At 52.9% G+C, this 16,150-nt stretch carries 11 protein-coding genes and 1 tRNA gene; 3 read left to right on the forward strand and 9 right to left on the reverse strand.

Translation table 11 applies throughout. The features are described from left to right. Window positions 1-36: 36 nt before the first annotated feature. The 4 genes from H6507_05145 to H6507_05160 all read right to left on the reverse strand — a co-directional run bounded on the left by H6507_05145 (window position 37) and on the right by H6507_05160 (window position 7,361). Window positions 37-1,992 (reverse strand): T9SS type A sorting domain-containing protein, encoded by a 1,956-nt coding sequence (locus tag H6507_05145; protein ID MCB9368473.1) that lies wholly within the window; start codon window positions 1,990-1,992, stop codon window positions 37-39. Between the two features lie 132 nt (window positions 1,993-2,124). Beyond that, window positions 2,125-6,429 (reverse strand): hypothetical protein, encoded by a 4,305-nt coding sequence (locus H6507_05150; protein MCB9368474.1) that lies wholly within the window; start codon window positions 6,427-6,429, stop codon window positions 2,125-2,127. Window positions 6,430-6,552: 123 nt separating this feature from the next. Beyond that, window positions 6,553-6,801: a cold shock domain-containing protein gene (locus tag H6507_05155; GenBank protein ID MCB9368475.1), complete on the reverse strand. Its 249-nt coding sequence runs from the start codon at window positions 6,799-6,801 to the stop codon at window positions 6,553-6,555. Between the two features lie 8 nt (window positions 6,802-6,809). Beyond that, entirely contained in the window at window positions 6,810-7,361 is a 552-nt protein-coding gene (locus H6507_05160) for a gamma carbonic anhydrase family protein (GenBank protein MCB9368476.1), read from the reverse strand. Window positions 7,362-7,708: 347 nt separating this feature from the next. Here H6507_05160 and H6507_05165 point away from each other — a divergent pair, with 347 nt between their 5' ends. Continuing rightward, window positions 7,709-8,251 (forward strand): hypothetical protein, encoded by a 543-nt coding sequence (locus H6507_05165; protein ID MCB9368477.1) that lies wholly within the window; start codon window positions 7,709-7,711, stop codon window positions 8,249-8,251. Between the two features lie 52 nt (window positions 8,252-8,303). Here H6507_05165 and H6507_05170 read toward each other — a convergent pair whose 3' ends face one another. Both H6507_05170 and H6507_05175 read right to left on the reverse strand, forming a co-directional pair. Then, window positions 8,304-9,494, reverse strand: coding sequence for a glycosyltransferase family 4 protein (locus H6507_05170; protein MCB9368478.1), 1,191 nt, complete (start codon window positions 9,492-9,494; stop codon window positions 8,304-8,306). Beyond that, window positions 9,478-10,791 carry a nucleotide sugar dehydrogenase gene (locus tag H6507_05175; GenBank protein ID MCB9368479.1) on the reverse strand — a complete coding sequence of 438 codons (1,314 nt, stop codon included), beginning with the start codon at window positions 10,789-10,791 and terminating at the stop codon, window positions 9,478-9,480. Before H6507_05175 ends, H6507_05170 begins: the two co-directional genes overlap by 17 nt. A gap of 193 nt (window positions 10,792-10,984) precedes the next feature. Between H6507_05175 and H6507_05180 the strand changes: the two genes are divergently transcribed. Beyond that, window positions 10,985-12,757, forward strand: coding sequence for an aminopeptidase P family protein (locus H6507_05180; GenBank protein MCB9368480.1), 1,773 nt, complete (start codon window positions 10,985-10,987; stop codon window positions 12,755-12,757). 30 nt (window positions 12,758-12,787) lie between these two features. On the opposite strand, the gene H6507_05185 is transcribed toward H6507_05180, so the two are convergent. The 3 genes from H6507_05185 to H6507_05195 form a co-directional block, all read right to left on the reverse strand. After that, window positions 12,788-13,435 carry a class I SAM-dependent methyltransferase gene (locus tag H6507_05185; protein MCB9368481.1) on the reverse strand — a complete coding sequence of 216 codons (648 nt, stop codon included), beginning with the start codon at window positions 13,433-13,435 and terminating at the stop codon, window positions 12,788-12,790. A gap of 14 nt (window positions 13,436-13,449) precedes the next feature. Then, window positions 13,450-15,237 carry a T9SS type A sorting domain-containing protein gene (locus tag H6507_05190; GenBank protein ID MCB9368482.1) on the reverse strand — a complete coding sequence of 596 codons (1,788 nt, stop codon included), beginning with the start codon at window positions 15,235-15,237 and terminating at the stop codon, window positions 13,450-13,452. A 129-nt stretch (window positions 15,238-15,366) separates the two neighbouring features. Beyond that, a tRNA-Gly gene (locus H6507_05195) sits at window positions 15,367-15,438 on the reverse strand. 256 nt (window positions 15,439-15,694) lie between these two features. Here H6507_05195 and H6507_05200 point away from each other — a divergent pair. Next, a complete protein-coding gene (locus tag H6507_05200) occupies window positions 15,695-16,114 on the forward strand; it encodes a hypothetical protein (GenBank protein ID MCB9368483.1) in 420 nt (139 codons plus the stop codon). Window positions 16,115-16,150 lie beyond the last annotated feature (36 nt).

Here is a 16,150-nt window from a genome sequence, read left to right on the forward strand (position 1 = left end):
GGAGGACGATATGAAAACCGTCCAAAGGAATGTAGGCTATTTGAGGAGCACGGCCTTAACCGTGCGTGATTCGTTCTTGGTATTCAGACTTAACATGTAGATTCCCGACGCTTGCGCGGAAGCATCCCAGTCAAGCGAGTTGCTTCCGACATGTGCGAGGACCTTTTGCTCGTAAACAAGTTGGCCCCGAATATTGTACGCTATAAACAGGACTTCTTGCGCGACTGGGGAATCGTAAGATAGAGTGATTGCAGGATTGAACGGATTGGGGTAGGCAGTCTTTAACTCGAAACTCTTCGGAAGGGAAATCTGTTCCAAAGAGGACGTTATCACACGGTGGACGGCAGACTTTAGAATCCAACCGTTGGGATCCAGCAAGACGGAGTCGAAATCGGCAATATCGGCAGTGGACCACTCACCATTTTGATCCGGTATCACCCAGATTGTATCGAGAATAACGGCATCGTTAACATATCCGGCGAGCTCGATGGGCATCGTGTATTTGTTCGTGGATTGAAGCTGGTTGACCGTGAGCCGCGGCGCGCCAGAAATATCGTAGAGCACCTCGTAGCGGGGATAACCAACTCCTTCGAACACCCATTCGTCAAAGAACCACTGCAGCGTCGAGTCATAATGGGATTCGCACACAGATTGAAACTCTGCGGTCGTCGCGTTGGCGAAAGCGTATTGCTCGCCATAGTCTCGAAGTGTCTCGAAGAACAGCGAATCTCCTAAGACCCAGCGCAGCATATGCAAAACACAGCCGCCTTTGGCATAAACGATGTTTCCCCAATAGTAATCGGGATCATAGATCGTGGACGAACTTCCGGCATTTCGAGCGCCGACTTGAAGATCGACCCGGACATAGTTTCGAAAATCCGGTTCGCCGCGCGTCCACTCCATGCCAAGCGCTTCGCAATAGGAAGCAAATCCCTCGTTCAGCCAAAGATCACGCCAATCCGCGATAGTCACCCAATCACCCCACCACATGTGCGACATTTCGTGGAACAAAAGCCAATCGTAAGCATTGTTGGACCCGACGAGGTCATCACGGTGCGAAACGCACGTGACGTGTTCCATGTCACCTTTGCGGGTCATGTTGTAGCCAAAACGGTCAAAGACAAACGGCCCGAAATGCGCTGCAAACGAGTCCAGACAGGCCGGAACGGCCGTGAAATGAGTTTGCGCCTGTGTCCAACGCGACGGGTAAACGAAATTCTCGATTACGGGATCACTTTCGCGTTGCGTCATGATCAGGTAATCCGAGACTGACACAAAGAGCAAATAGGTCGATACGGGTTGATCGAGCCGGTAGTGCCACGTACTGGTGCTATCCGCATGCAAGACAGAGTCAAGTCTGGCCCCTGCGCTCACACCAACGAGATGCGGGGGGACGTGCAGCCAGATTTCCCATTCGGTTTTGTCATTGGGATCAGAGTAAATCGGAATCCAATTGTAATTTGCAGGCGGCGGATGAATGTCTAATCCGTCTCCCATCGAATAGCAAATCTGCGGCTTCCAGCTTAATTCCCCGGCGAAGCGCATGCCTCCCCAACTGTCAATTGAATCCGGAGTACCTTGATAGAACAACGTGAAATCAACCGTATCTCCAAGCTGCAGCGATGGACTCAAGTATACCTGCAGGGAGTCCTCGCCCACTCTGCCGATGGAATCAACCGTGTGAGAAAGGCTCGATGTTGAGTCAATGGTCAAGCCCGAAGTGAGCCTTAGGTCAATTCGCGGCAAGGGTGCTTCATCAACCGCTACCAAGTACCGCGCAGACCCGCTGATGTGCTCTTGGTCGAGATCGACGGTTAGATCTGACCAGATTTTGATCGTGTTGTATTGATGAAGCGAGTCGTCGAGTGTACCGATCCTGCCGTGTCGGCACAGCGCGTGCCGGTTCGGCTCGGAGTAGTCAACTATGCCGAATTTGTCCCGGGGCTGGCCAAAGGCAAGAGCGGGAATCAATATCAACAAAAACAATATCATAAGTAATCAGTTTTACCGAGCAGAAAACAACTCAAGTTACGCTTTTCTGACCCAATATGCAATAATTCGCTTTGGAGACAAAAGCACAAAAGGCCCTTTTCGGGCCTTTTTATTCAGAATAAGAGCGTTCTGTTAGAGGGTTCTGCGCAGGAAGGACCGTGCAGTCTTCTCAAAAATAGGTGAATCAGCGCGCTTACAAACAGTCGACGGTCCACTTTCCTGAATTGCCTCGACTCGGTAGAAGCGCTGGTTTTGGCTGGCACTCTCGTGGTCGTCATAGGTCGTATCCGTTGTGACGGCAATTGGAATAAAGGGTTCCTGCAGTGACGGAGCCGCATATATTTTGTAAGTCGCGTTCTTACTCGTTGATGGCGACCATTTAAGCCCAATGATCTCTCCGGGAATGACAATGAGATTTCGCGCAGGCGCGACTTTGGGAGTGCCTTCACTAATTTGAGCTTGCGAGATTTCCCAGTACTTGTTTGCGTAATAAACAAACTTTAGCACAACCGAATTCTGCCCGGCCAGCGCATTCAAGCCGCCTTCTTCAATCCAGTTGTGACCCGGCGCATCCATGTCGTCCGCACGCCAAATTAGAATCGGGAACGACGTACCGTTGTCCGTGCTCGCGAGAATTCTCGCCGCCGAGGTTTCACCGGTATTGTGTCCAGTCAGCATGCTACAAAATGACAAGGTCGGGCTCGCAAAGGAACTCAAATCAAACGGCGTGGTCACATAGGTCGAGACTCGCCCCGGTTCCTCACCCATCAGAACGATACTCCTCTCCCCTTCTTGATCTTTGATCAAAGAGAAGGTTCCATTCGAGCCGCGTTTTCTCATCCAATTGAGAGTTTCGGCTACGGGAGTAATTTCTACGATTCGGTCCGCATAGTTTTCCACGACCAACTGGTATTCGTCCGTAACAGTCGTATTGCTCGGGAGGGAGCGATCCGCCGCACGCAAGCGATAATAAACGGTTGTGCCAAGCGGCTGCGCGGGAAGTTGAGCGGAATAGCCACTCACTCCACCTTGCATAGAGACAGTTTCAAATCCGCCGTTGTTAATGCGATAGTCGCAAGCGACGAAGTCTATCTCGCTTTCATCTTGTACGTCGGCAAAGATCGGAATCGGCGCACCGGGATGATGCCACGCTCCAATCGGAATATGTGTGATCACCGGAGGTGTCAAATCGTGTAGCACGGGAATTTCAAACCACTCGAGAATACTGCGGATCAGGTGTACGCGGGTGGACGGAGCATGCGCGTCATTGAGTGCTCCAAGCTCGATTGACGCGCCGACCGTGCGATAGGTCTCGCCGGCATTGGCAACACCAAGACAATAGACCGCGTTCGATCTGTCATTATTCAGAATCTCGAACGCGCCATCTCGTGCTTGGATCCGGTCAATGAAACTGTTTTCACCGCTGTAAGAGAATTCCATGCCGTCCGTAAACCGTCCACGGACACCGGCAATCGGCCCGGCATCGCCATAGCCGTCGGAGACGCCTTCAATGCCGAAATAGGGATGAAGAGCGGTCTGATAGTCGAAGGCCCATACGTCACCACCTTCCCAATAGCACGCACCTCCGTCGTCCAAGTAGGCGGCGATACGCTGCGCGGATTGAGTGGACAACGGTTGTTGGTTCGGATGGACGCCGCAGAATATCCATATGGATGCGTAGCGAGAGAGATCCGTCGGCAATACTGTGGCCGTTTCATGTTCTATACCCAAGACGTCCAGTGCTCCGACAATCCCCGGAACTTGCTGAGGTTCGGAATCGAGCACGTAGAGCAGCACAGGTACTTGGCCGATGCGATAACGTCCCCAAAAATCCTGGTCATCGTTATTGGCGGCGGTTAGTGCAACATTGTATTCAAATGGAAAACCGCGCGGGGTAATCGAGTCACATACAAAATCGAAAGTAACCGTTTCGGTCGCTCCGGCATCAATGCTGTCGGCAGTCCAGCGCGTATTTTGAATATGCAGATAATTGTGGTCGGGCAAGCAGTCTGCTGCCGGCAGCCGCAAAGGTTCTCCGCCGCGATTGACGAGCGTGAGTACAAGTTCCAACTGCTCGCCTGCTTCGGGAAGACCGTCTCCGTCCCCTTCGAGTTCAGAAAGTGACTGCGACTCCAGTTCGATTTGCGGAGCTTGCAGTAAGATTGAAAAACTTCCGGCGAACCGCGCATTCGTTCCGGTGCCCAGCCACGCCTGAATAACTGCGGCAGCACCATTTTGCGCGGAAGACGAGATCGAGTACGATGCAGTCGCGTCGAGCCAATCTTCTGTTTGCGGAGCGAGCGCGGGCACACTCAACGTTAGCGGCGATATGGCCAGCGCACTGCTGCTGCACTCGAGCCGGAGTGTCGCTGGAGTCGAAACGGCCGTTCCGGCATTTCGTAAAAGCACCCGCAGAGTTCCACTCTCGCCTCTGTCGGCGTGTCCATCCATGTCACCTGACGATTCGTCCAACTCAATTTCCTGCAATTGGACGAGCGGACCAGCAATGGGCACAACCGTTACCGTACGTTCAACCGTCATGATGCCGCTGCCTCGAACGACTATGGTCCACGCATGTTCTGACGAGAACGGCAGCGTTACCAAAGCTAATCCATCCGAATTTGTCTGCGTCAGTCGCGGCGGAGTCGTCGGACTTGATAGAATGACGTCCGCATTCGTTACTGCGTGTCCACCCGCAAGGACTGTTATGGGAATTTGCGCCGTGCCGACCGGCACGACCTCAGGCACGGTTACGTTAGAAACAACCGGCGCGCGGGTGAAAGGTCTCAATGACGGATCACCCAGCAATTCAAATTGCTGAATGGTTTCCTCGGTGAGCTCGCCGGGTCCTTGCGGAAACGACTCCGCGCACCGCAGCTTGCCGTAATCAAGCGCCTTGCCGACGCTCGTATAGCCGTGCTCAAACACTGCTTCAAGCGTCGCGATGCCGATCGTGTCACTGAAAAAGAACGCCGTGCTTTCGGTTGCACCGATGTAGCACAATGCTCCGCCGTTCAGTAAATCAAGCGTCCATTCTTCGGCGATAGATTGCTGTGGCTCATCGAAATCGGCCGTCGCACAAGCAACGGAGACGACGATTGCGGGACGAGAATCTTGAATTTGCGGGAGTGAGTTGTCCGTAAAATGCGGTGCAACCGACGACCACGCGGTCGACGTGCCGTGGCCGATGTAAAACGTCCATAGCGGCTGTTCGGTCAGCGACGCAATTAGAAGCGGAAGCGCGCCGCTCTGCGGCTGCTGCAATCTCGTCGAGTTTAGTCCGCCGGATTCGAACAAAGCGTCGACGTGGAGTCCGTGCTGAGGATCGAGCGCCACTGAGCTTGAGAAAACCGTGGCATTCCCCGATTGTGAAACTTGTCCGTCGCGCTCGTACGCGAGCGCACGATTCAGCCACTGCGAGAGCTGGGTTGCACTTTGAACAGGCAACCTTCCCACTGATATGTCAGGCAGATAGTCTGAACCTGAAAGACAGCTATAGGGATGATCCGTCAAGCTGGATCCCACGCCGTAGAAGGCAGGAATGTCTTCGTGGTCTCCGATGATGAAGAGGAACTCGGGCGGCGTTTCGGCTTGATCGAATTGAGACTGCAGATAGTTCTTTAGTGTGGCCGATGTACTGGCGACTTCGGAATAGATAATCAACTCAGACGGAATTCCGCATGTTCTCTTGAACGCGCGCCATTCCGTCAATAGGTCGACATATTCAGGCTGCGTAACAATCCACATGCGGGGCGAGCTTAAGTCTGCCGGCGGTTGGTTTTGTTGATTGGTTCGCGCCAGATCGGCCATGAAATCGTTTTCGTACTGAGAGCCTGTTGAATTGGCATCCAGGCTCTGACCTCTGCTCAAACTTACCACAAAGCTCAAACGATCATACACCGTAAGTTCGCGCGACGCCGGTACGTAGAACAGCGGATTGACGCGGACAAGCGTCATATTCGATCTTCCGAGTAAACCGCCACAAACGGTTTCGACGAGCTGGCTTGGAAACGGAGTGGATTGAGCATAGAGATCTTCGTTGGGAAGATACGTGAGACTTGCTTCGACCGCACGGTCCAGAAATTCGGGAGCGGGCAGCGGCGGTGCGCAAGACGTCGCATGTGTCTGTTCGGAAATTAAACTAAAATCACCGACCGACACATCCGCCGGAATCCACACCGAGATAAACGGCAACGCGGGTTCTCCGGGGTGTGAGTTCTTGGGCAAACCTTCCACGTGGATATCCGTCCAGCGAACACCGGAGAGAGTCAGGCTGTCCATTGTGAGAGCCGGCAGAACGACATCAAGCTGCCATTCACTCCGGCTAAGTTGCCGCCAAGTGACAGCATGTGAGTTGTCCGCACGCGCGGCCGCGCCCAAAGCACAAGTGGCCTGGCAAAACAGCACAAGCAGAGTAATCGCAACAAGCCGTTTCATTCCATCAACCTTTTCAGGCAATTCATAGCGTACAATGAAGCAAGAGCAAACCACACGCCCGGGACTAAAAAAGGCTCTCGGCGAAACACCGAAAGCCTCCTCGCGATTCCCCTTCAGTGGGAATCAGGACAAAACTTCAACATGAAAAGCCTGATCGCCTTTGGGACCGGGCACAGTCTCATATTTCACGCGGTCACCGGGTTCCAGCACGCGATATCCGCGGCCTTGAATCGAAGAATAATGCACGAATATTTCGGCACCGGACGAAGACTCGATGAAACCAAAGCCCTTCTTCTGTGAGAACCACTTGACGACTCCCGTATCGGACACGCCGGATGCGACGGAGGATTTTGCGTGAATAGAGGTAATCATTGAACTCCTTATCGTTTAGGCAGCCAGTCCGACGGAATGTCGGCATCGTGGCCGAGATAGTGCAGTCTATACTGAACATAGCGAGCGGCTGTATCTAAAAGTCCCTGCCGCTCCTCGGGACTTAAGTCTCTTTTCTTCTTGGCAGGCACTCCAGCCCATAACTCGCCGGGCGGAATAACCGTCTTTTCCAAAACAACAGAACCAGCAGCGACGAGTGCCTGTTCACCAACGACAGCATGATCCAAGACCCGAGCGCCGATTCCAATGAGGCACCCTCTTTTTAGAGTGCAGCCATGAACAACTGCGGCATGCCCAACTGAAACCTGATCTTCCAGAGTCAACGGCGCTTTGGCAATGGTGACGTGGCAGATCACGCCATCCTGCAAGTTGACCTGCTTTCCGATGCGGATCCAGTTGACGTCGCCGCGAACCACGGTCCCGAACCAAAGGGAGGACTCTTCACCGATTTCGGTGTCCCCGATCACTACAGCAGTTGGAGCCAACCAAACGGAGTCATGGATGACCGGAGCCTTGTCTTGATAGGGCAAGATTAGGGCCATCTTGGGGCCTCCACGATACGTCCAGAATTGTCGAGTCCGGCCCATCGCGCGATCGAGCCGGACTCATTAGGCATTGCCCCCCGCCGGTGTCTTTCAATTATTCTTACGCGAGGCGAAGTCGATAAGTTTCCACCATTGAAGGACTTTTTGTCTGGGCTTTTCATCGACGTGTTGCAAAAATGCTTCCTGTTTATTAACTTTTGTATAATCATAATTTTAGATATGAAGTTCTTAGCTGCATCGTCTTGAAATGCCCCAAAATTCGTGTAAATGAACCGATTTCCTTTTTTGAAATCTCCTTGAATTTGCTTACGTTTGGTCAAACACAAAAACAACTTGAATCGAGCATGAGTTCATTGGTTAAATTCTGGATTGCATCCACGCTCATATTGTTCCTATTGGCCCTGTGGCCAGCTCTGCAAATGGCAAAGACCGGGGGGAATGTGGAAACGGCCTCTCGGATCGGAGAAGAGGCAAAACTCGTGGACTATTTTTGTCTCGCGAAAATTCCGACGGGAGGTCGCGTCAACATTCCCACCGAGTGGGAGAAGGTCTTAAACGCGGACATAAAGGTCAGAGAGTCAGCGGGTGAAGCTGCGGGCGATATTGGCCTTCCGCGGGAACGTCAGGATGAAATTACGTCCTTAAAGTCCGGCGGCGGTTTGCTCCATGCGGACAAGGACAATGTAAGCTATGTTCTGCGTTCCGGTCAAGGACGCGACTGGTACTTGGTTTTAACCAAGAAAAACACGGGCGGTATTGTGTCCGAGAAAAAGGATGCTCAGTCTCCAAGCCCGATCGCACTTGCAGTTGCTTTCGCGCTCGTGGGTGGCTTATTGATGACCTTATTGGCGAAGGTCGCGCTGAGAGGAAATCCGGACAAGCAGTAGCAAAAAATCGAATCAAGTATGCGGCTGCATGACGATTCGTGCAGCCGCTTTTTTATTTGCCGAAAGCGTAGTCGTAGGCTTTTAAGAGCTTCGTGACACTGTGATCCCACGAGAGTTCTTCGCGCAGCCTCGCTCCCCCGAAGGCACCCATGCTCGCCCGCCGGTCCGGATCGTCAAGCAGTGCGAGAATCTGCCGGGCAAAATCCTCGACGTCATTGTCTTTGGCATAGACCGCGGCATCACTCGCGGAGAACTCTGACTCTGTCAAGCGGTACGAAACGATGGGCTTGTTCATCGCCATATACTCAAGAATCTTGTTCATGGTGCAATGTGTGTTGAGCGGGTTGATCGGATCCGGAGCGCAGCACACGTCGGCTGTCGAAAGCACTTCACGAACTTGTTCATTTGAGACGCGGCCCGTAAATTCGACGACGTTTTCGAGATTCAAGTCGCTCGCCATCTGTTTCAGGACACCGAGATTTTCACCGCCGCCCATAAGCAGAAAGTGAATATCCTCTCTACCCCACTCTTTCGATATTAGTTGTGCAGCGCGGAGAAGATGGTCAAGCCCGTCCTGCGCGCCCATCGTGCCGAGATAAGTTGCAAGAAACTTTTTGCCGCGCTTCCACTCGGGATTCGCAGGCAAAGGAGAAAACCTTTTGAGGTCCGGCGCACTTCGGACAACAAATACTTGTTCGGGTTTTAGGTTTCCCCTCTGAATGGCAATCTTCTTGTACGATTCATTCGTTGAGATCACAGCTTTCGCGGTGCGGTAGGTCCAACGTTCGAGTTTTCGAAGGATTTTCAGGATCGCGCCGCCTTTGCCGGGATACTTTGACTCGAAAGTCTCAGGGCTTAGGTCGTGCTGGTCGAACAGGAAATTCACTCCGAAGAGTTTGAATGGCAACGCGACCAAGAAAAAGAGGTCAGGTGGATTGCAGGCATGAATGACTTTGAATCCGCGGCGAAAGAAAACATACAGCGCGAAGAAGAACGTCCACGCTATAGCCCATGAGTATTCCCAGGCATAACCGATCGCGCGGTTGGCCGTGTAGGGCATGGGATACCGGTAGATATGAACGCCTTCGAGGGTCTCGTAGAGCTTTTTGTCCACCATTTGCGGACAAATGACACTGACCTGATAGCCGGCGCGCGAAAGAGCCAGAGACTCTTGCCACACACGCCGGTCAAAAGGTACCGAAAGGTTTTCGACTAAGACGAGAACCTTACCAGCAGACGCCATGATACTCCGCATGAATTTTGTCGGAATCCGGCACGCGGGCCAAGTCGTAGACGATTTGCTGCCTTGTCAGTTTCTGCAGCACGGGACCGAACTCGGCGTCGTTGTAGGTCACCATAACCACTTCGGAATGCGCGGCGATGTCGTCGGGATTCTCGCAAAGTAATTCGGCCAAATGCGGTATTGCGGACTCGATGAAAGCCTTGTTCGATCCCATCAAACGAGCAAGCGAGACGTTTCGATCGTAAATCTTGATATCGAAGCCCTTGCCAAGCAGCGTCTCGACCAGTTCGACGACCGGGCTTTCGCGCATGTCGTCCGTACCTGCTTTGAACGCGAGTCCCAAAACTCCGATCTTCTTTTTGCCGAAAGACTGCACGGCTTTGAAGGCACGCTTGACGCTCTCTAAATTCGAAGACATCAGCGAGTAAAGCAGCGGTGTTTCGAGGTTGTTTTGACGGGCGCAGGCCGTGAGTGCACGGACATCCTTGGGAAGACACGATCCGCCAAACGCGAAACCGGGTTTTAGATAGTAAGGCGAGAGATTGAGTTTCGTATCCGTGCAAAAGATTTCCATGACACGGTGGCTGTCGACGCCGACCGATTTGGCGATTGCGCCAATCTCGTTGCCGAATACGACTTTCACGGCATGGAAGTTGTTGTCGGCATATTTGACGAGTTCGGCTTCTTCGATTTTTGTGTAGTGAAAGGCACCGGGCAAGCCTTCATAGAGCGCCGCGACTTGCTTTGCGGCCACGTCGTGCTCGGCGCCGATGACGGTTTTAGGCGGATCGAAGAAGTCGCGAACGGCCGTCCCTTCGCGCAAGAACTCCGGATTGTAGGCGACGTAAAAACCGCTCCCTTCACCTTTGCCGGAGAATTTCTCGAGGCGCGGAAGGAGTTCTTTGCGAGTCGTGCCGGGCAGCAAAGTGCTGCGCACCACAACCGTGTGCGGGCGATCCAAAGTTTTGATGGTTTCGCCGATTTGCTCGCAAACACGCCGGGCATACTCGGTGTTCAAGGCGCCCGAGGGAAGCGACGGAGTGCCAACACAGATCAGGGATATTTCCGTGTTGCGCACCGCTTCTTCGATGGACATTGTGGCATTCAATCTTCCGGCTGCCCGGTGTTTTGCGATCAGTTCCGGAAGTTCTTTCTCGACAATCGGACTCTTTCCTTCGAGGAGGAAGTTCACTTTTGTGGAGTCCACATCGATGCCCCAGACTTCGTGTCCGGATTCGCACAAACACGCGGCGGATACGCAGCCGACATAGCCGAGGCCAAATACGCTTATCTTCATGTAACTCTAATCAAAAATTTGATTTGTATAGACCATAAGTGTAACGAAACTCTTGGAATTGTGCAAACATCGCGGCAGGAAGATTGTGCTTGTCGGTGCTTGCCTGTTGGGCGTTGTTTCTAATCAAACGTTCAACAGATGTGTCTTGATATTTCAGTAGTTTAGGCTTATCTTGAAGAACAGGAGGCACAATTTGAATACGAAGACCAAACTCCGCATCATGCGGGAAAAACTAAAGAGTGCGGGCATTCATGCCTACCTCGTCCCCAGCTCCGATCCTCATAACAGTGAGTATACACCGGAACGCTGGCAAAGGCGAGCCTATATCAGCGGATTCACCGGGTCTGCCGGTGAGATTTGTATTACGACAAAATCTGCGGCGCTGTGGACGGATTCGCGTTATTTTCTTCAAGCTGAGCGCGAACTTTCAGGTTCGGGCGTCAAACTGATGAAGATTGGCGTGCCGGGTACGCCGGGACTGACTCAATGGCTCACGTCGCAACTGCCGAAGAACGGCAAGGTCGGCGTAAATCCTCAAGTAGTCTCGCGGCAACGATTTCTGGACTTGCAGAAAGAGTTTTCCGAAGCTGGACTGCAGCTTGTTCCGGTCGCTCGCGACCTTGTGGACGCCGTATGGGAAAACCCGCCTGCAATTTCTTCTCTTGCGCTTGAAGTTCATGAGCTGAAGTATGCGGGCGAGTCCGTCGCCTCAAAATTGAAGAGCGTACGCAGAGAAATGAAAGCTCACGGCGCGACGGCACATGTGCTCAACGAGTTGGACGCGATCGCGTGGCTGCTCAATTTGCGTGGGCGGGACGTGGAATACAATCCCGTCTTCGTTTCGTACGCAATCATCAAGGAAAAGACCGCTCATCTCTACGTCGATTTGGGAAAGGTGACGCCAGCAGTCCGCAAACACCTCGGCAAGCACGTTCAGGTTCATCGCTACGACAGTTTCGGTGACGCGATGAAGAAACTCGGCAAAAGCCGGGGCAAAGTATGGGTTCACGACGCGACGGCATCGCAATGGATGTACTCGCTGTTGGGAAAAGCGCAACTCGTGACCGAGCGTTCTCCAATTACGCTGCTCAAGGCCATGAAACTGCCGGCGCAAATTCGCGGCATACGTTCCGCGCATATTCGCGACGGAGTGGCGATGGTGAAGTTTCTTTCGTGGATTGACGCAAATATCGGCAAGATACCGATGAGCGAATTGTCTCTCGAAGTCGAGTTGGAACGTGCTCGGTCGGCAAGCTCGCTATATCGTGGTCCGAGTTTCTCTCCGATTATCGGCTATGCGGCCAATGGAGCGGTGGTGCACTACCGCGCCGTTCAAGCAACCAGCAAGCAAATCAAAGCCCGCGGTTTGATGGTTGTGGATTCGGGCGGACAGTACCCGGACGGGACGACGGATATCACACGAGTGGTTCCCTGCGGCAAACCGACCCGCGAGCAGAAAGAGAATTTCACGCGCGTCCTTAAAGGCCATATCGCGATTGCGACCACTCCGTTCCCGATTGGAACGCGAGCCGTGCAACTGGACACCCTTGCCCGCAAGTCGCTTTGGATGGCCGGACTTAATTATGGACACGGGACAGGGCACGGGATCGGGCACTTTCTGTGCGTTCATGAAGGACCCGCCTCGATAGCCATTCGATTCCCCAACGAAGTTTTGCGGCCCGGGATGGTTCTTTCCAACGAACCGGGTTACTACAAGAATGGGGAATACGGAATTCGAATTGAGAATCTCGTCTACGTCACTCAAGACATGGACAGGCCGGGATTCCTGACGTTCAAGAACTTGACATTTTGTCCAATCGATCGTCGATTGGTCGAAGTGAAGTACCTGACGGATTTTGAGCGAAAGTACCTGAACGACTATCACGCGGAAGTGCGCAAAGTTCTTGCACCCAAGTTGCGCGGCGCGGCGAAGGCATGGCTATTGAAGATGACGAAGCCGCTCTAAACTCGAAATAAGTGAATCGCAAAACGGGACTCAATTTGAGTCCCGTTTTCTTTTTCTGTAAATGATAACCCGCTCGGAGAGTTTTAAAATGTCAAGATCGAATATCTCTGCAATCCATCTGATAGTGCGTTCCGTGTAGAACACCACGTGGGTAGGGTCTTGCGCATACCACCACGTCGAAACATCGGCGTCGCTGGGAAGCAGCAGCGTCATCACGCCGAGCACTCCACCGGGTTCCAGCATTTCAGCTAGCTTCTTCCACTCTCCGCGCGGTTCGCGAAAATGCTCCGCCGTTTCACAGCAGACGATTCCATCATAACGGCGTTGCAGCACATTTTTGTCATCCGCGAAGAAAGGATCGTAGATCGAAACGGTGTGGCCGGATTCCCGCAGCAGCATCGCCAATACCGGTTCCGGCCCGCTGCCGTAATCAAGCACGTTTGCGCCCGCGCGAAGCTGGCTTTCAAACGGTTCGGCAAGGTTTTGCAGAAATCCTACATAGCGTTCGTCTTCGCGCGAATTATTGTGCTGTTCGTAGCGTGCCCTTTCGGCTTCCGCGGAAAGATGTTCATCCGGGTGCACAAACGCCAACCCGCAGGAGTTGCAACTTGCTCCAAGCCGCGTCGAAATCCGGCGCGGATTGAGTGCAGCAGTTTCGTTGCAGAGCGGGCAGGTCATGAAGTCAGTACAGTCTACTTCATCAACACAAGTTTCGTGATACGAGTCTCCTCGTGGTGCGTAATTCTGGCAAAGTAGGTGCCAGACGGCAGACTCGCACCTGAGAACTCGAGCACGTGAGAACCTGCGGAATACAATTCGTCGGCAAGCATCTCAACAAGCCGTCCAGTGATATCGTAGATGCCTAATTTGACATGGCCGTCCTGCGGGAGATCGAACTGTACACGCGCAGCCGGATTGAACGGATTTGGATAGGCTGCCAAAGAAACCTCATTGGGCAAAGCAGACGGTGATTCCACATCGCTCGCATAGTCGATTCTAAACTGCCAAGTGCCGCTTGAAGTCGAGACCGTGTCCGTACCGTCTGTTGCGTCAACGTACCAATCAATAAATGACGATTCGTCCAACCTGTCGAGGGGCACGTCGATTTCAAGGTTGTAAAAGGTATCTGCCAGCATGCCGTTGGGATTTTGCAGAAAGGCTGTACCTCCGTTGAGTTCGGCATGGAAAAGATACGTGACCTGGTCCATATTGAGATCGCGGGCAGCGTGCCACGTACAGGTTAACGGGAAAACTTCCTGCAAATTGATGATTGCGCCGTCGGCAGGTTCTGCAAGTTCAAAGGGATCGGGTGGGATGTTTGTGGGGTCGGGCGTGGTTTTCAGAACCCATCCGTCGTTGCCCGCACCCGCAATGTTCGATGCGCCGCAGAAGACATAGCCCAAGTCTCCGCCCTGCACAATGTCCCACAGGAACTGCCAACGCGAGTTGCCGAACGTCTGGCTGAACAATGTATCTCCCGCGGAGTTTACACGCAATAGCCAGCCATCGACGTTGCCGGCACCGAACGAAAGTGTATTGCAGATCATGGCAAAACCGGAATAGACAGGCACAATCGCGTAAGCCGCATCATCATCCGCCCCGCCGATCGTGCGCGACCAGAGCGAATCTCCCGTCGCGCTGATTTTCATCAAGAACACGTCGCCAATAAAATCATCAGCCGGGACAATCGTTCCGCACAGCATATATCCGCCCTCAGGATCAACGGCGACGTCAAAGAAATCTTCGTCATCCGGACCGCCGTAATAGTATCCCCACAGCGAATCACCGTTCGCATCCAGTTTCATCACGAGACCTTGCAGATTTCCAACCAATGGGTCCCAATAGTCACCGACAAGAATAAATCCGCCGTCCACGTCCTGCGCAGCTTCCCATACATAGTCACTCCATTCACGGCCATAAATCTTAGAATCAAGACTGTCACCGTCTTCAGAGATTTTCAGCGCATGAAATTGAGTTTGCCCACCTTCCGTTGTTTGACCGAAAACCCAATAGCCGCCGCCGGACGCGGGAAAAATAGCTTCGGACGCGTCTGCCGAAGCGTCGGCCCCGATGATCGACGTCCAGAGCGAGTCTCCGTTTTGGTCTAATTTAACAATATACTTCTTTGTGGCACCTGGTTGATTGGGAATTCTGGTTTGGCCCGCGAACACGAGTGTCCCGTCGTTTCCTTCAGTGACGGCTCGGAACCACCCTAACCCCAATCCACGAAAACCGTTGACCCATTGGGTGGCGCCGTCTGGAGATAATTTGTAGGCTCCGTTAATAATTCTGGAGGAGTCGGGGTCCATCACTCCACCCGCGAGGACTACTGAACCATCGTTCATCGCGAGTGCCTCGTAAATCGTTTCCGACTCATGGCTCTGGCCCGGAAAAACAGTCCATAAGGTATCAACTGACTGCGCCACCGCAAAGGATGACAGGGCCAAGACAATTAGCGTACGAATCAAAAGGGTCATCATTTCTCCGGTATTATTCACAAAACAACACGTAATTTACTGAACCTGACTCGGAATGTCAACAATTTCAATGTGTTTTAGAATTCCGTGGTTTCCGACAAAAAGAAAGCGGCGCATGCTGCGCCGCTCTTGAGCGGATGACGGGACTCGAACCCGCAACCTCCAGCTTGGGAAGCTGACACTCTACCATTGAGTTACATCCGCAAGACTTCCCGAATTTACACATTCTCCACTAATTATCAAAGTCTGCCGCGAGCGTCGGGTGGTCGCGCAAATCTATGCTGCAAGTCGTTGAATTCAATTTGATCGAAGTTATTTGAAACCTTTTCGGGTGTTCATATGACTAACTAAGTAGGGCACGCTGTAGACGGAAGCGTTAGCCGGGTTACCCGCCTGAAGATATCCGTCAAAGACAGAATCGCGGTGATAAGCGAATCTCTCGCACCGCAAGGAGTACCCTATGAAAGCTCTTTGGAAATACCTTCCGCTGTTGCTGCTTGTGGGCTGTTCCGCCGACATGGCGACTCAACCCACCGCCCCGGACAATGCAACTGTACAGGCTCAGTATCCGAACGAAAAGGACGTTCCCATCATGGATATCGAGCCCGGTGATCCGTTGTGTGAAACGAACAACACGGGTTTTGCGGAGCTCACGAATCCGTGCCGGCATGCAATCACGTGCGTAATCGGGAATCAGTATTCGTTCGTCGTAAATCCGGGTGAAACGATCACAGAAGTAATCATCACCGGAGCGCACGAAATTCAATGGTGGGGCGGCTGCCAAGGACACTACACGGCACCTTTGTTGATTTCAAAGTGCAAAACGACGACTTCGCGATTTGAGCAAGCGAAGGCTAACCGAAACCCGGCAATTCAATAGCACGATCAAATGGTAGAGAGCGGCGAGTGCCGCTCT

The sequence above is a fragment of the Calditrichota bacterium genome (assembly GCA_020637445.1).
Lineage (GTDB): Bacteria > Electryoneota > RPQS01 > RPQS01 > RPQS01 > JABWCQ01.

Excerpts from the sequence above, each read along its gene's own strand:
- H6507_05145 (MCB9368473.1), bottom strand. The coding sequence starts at position 1,992 with ATGATATTGTTTTTGTTGATATTGATTCCCGCTCTTGCCTTTGGCCAG.
- H6507_05150 (MCB9368474.1), bottom strand. The coding sequence starts at position 6,429 with ATGAAACGGCTTGTTGCGATTACTCTGCTTGTGCTGTTTTGCCAGGCC.
- H6507_05155 (MCB9368475.1), bottom strand. The coding sequence starts at position 6,801 with ATGATTACCTCTATTCACGCAAAATCCTCCGTCGCATCCGGCGTGTCC.
- H6507_05160 (MCB9368476.1), bottom strand. The coding sequence starts at position 7,361 with ATGGCCCTAATCTTGCCCTATCAAGACAAGGCTCCGGTCATCCATGAC.
- H6507_05165 (MCB9368477.1), top strand. The coding sequence starts at position 7,709 with ATGAGTTCATTGGTTAAATTCTGGATTGCATCCACGCTCATATTGTTC.
- H6507_05170 (MCB9368478.1), bottom strand. The coding sequence starts at position 9,494 with ATGGCGTCTGCTGGTAAGGTTCTCGTCTTAGTCGAAAACCTTTCGGTA.
- H6507_05175 (MCB9368479.1), bottom strand. The coding sequence starts at position 10,791 with ATGAAGATAAGCGTATTTGGCCTCGGCTATGTCGGCTGCGTATCCGCC.
- H6507_05185 (MCB9368481.1), bottom strand. The coding sequence starts at position 13,435 with ATGACCTGCCCGCTCTGCAACGAAACTGCTGCACTCAATCCGCGCCGG.
- H6507_05190 (MCB9368482.1), bottom strand. The coding sequence starts at position 15,237 with ATGATGACCCTTTTGATTCGTACGCTAATTGTCTTGGCCCTGTCATCC.
- H6507_05200 (MCB9368483.1), top strand. The coding sequence starts at position 15,695 with ATGAAAGCTCTTTGGAAATACCTTCCGCTGTTGCTGCTTGTGGGCTGT.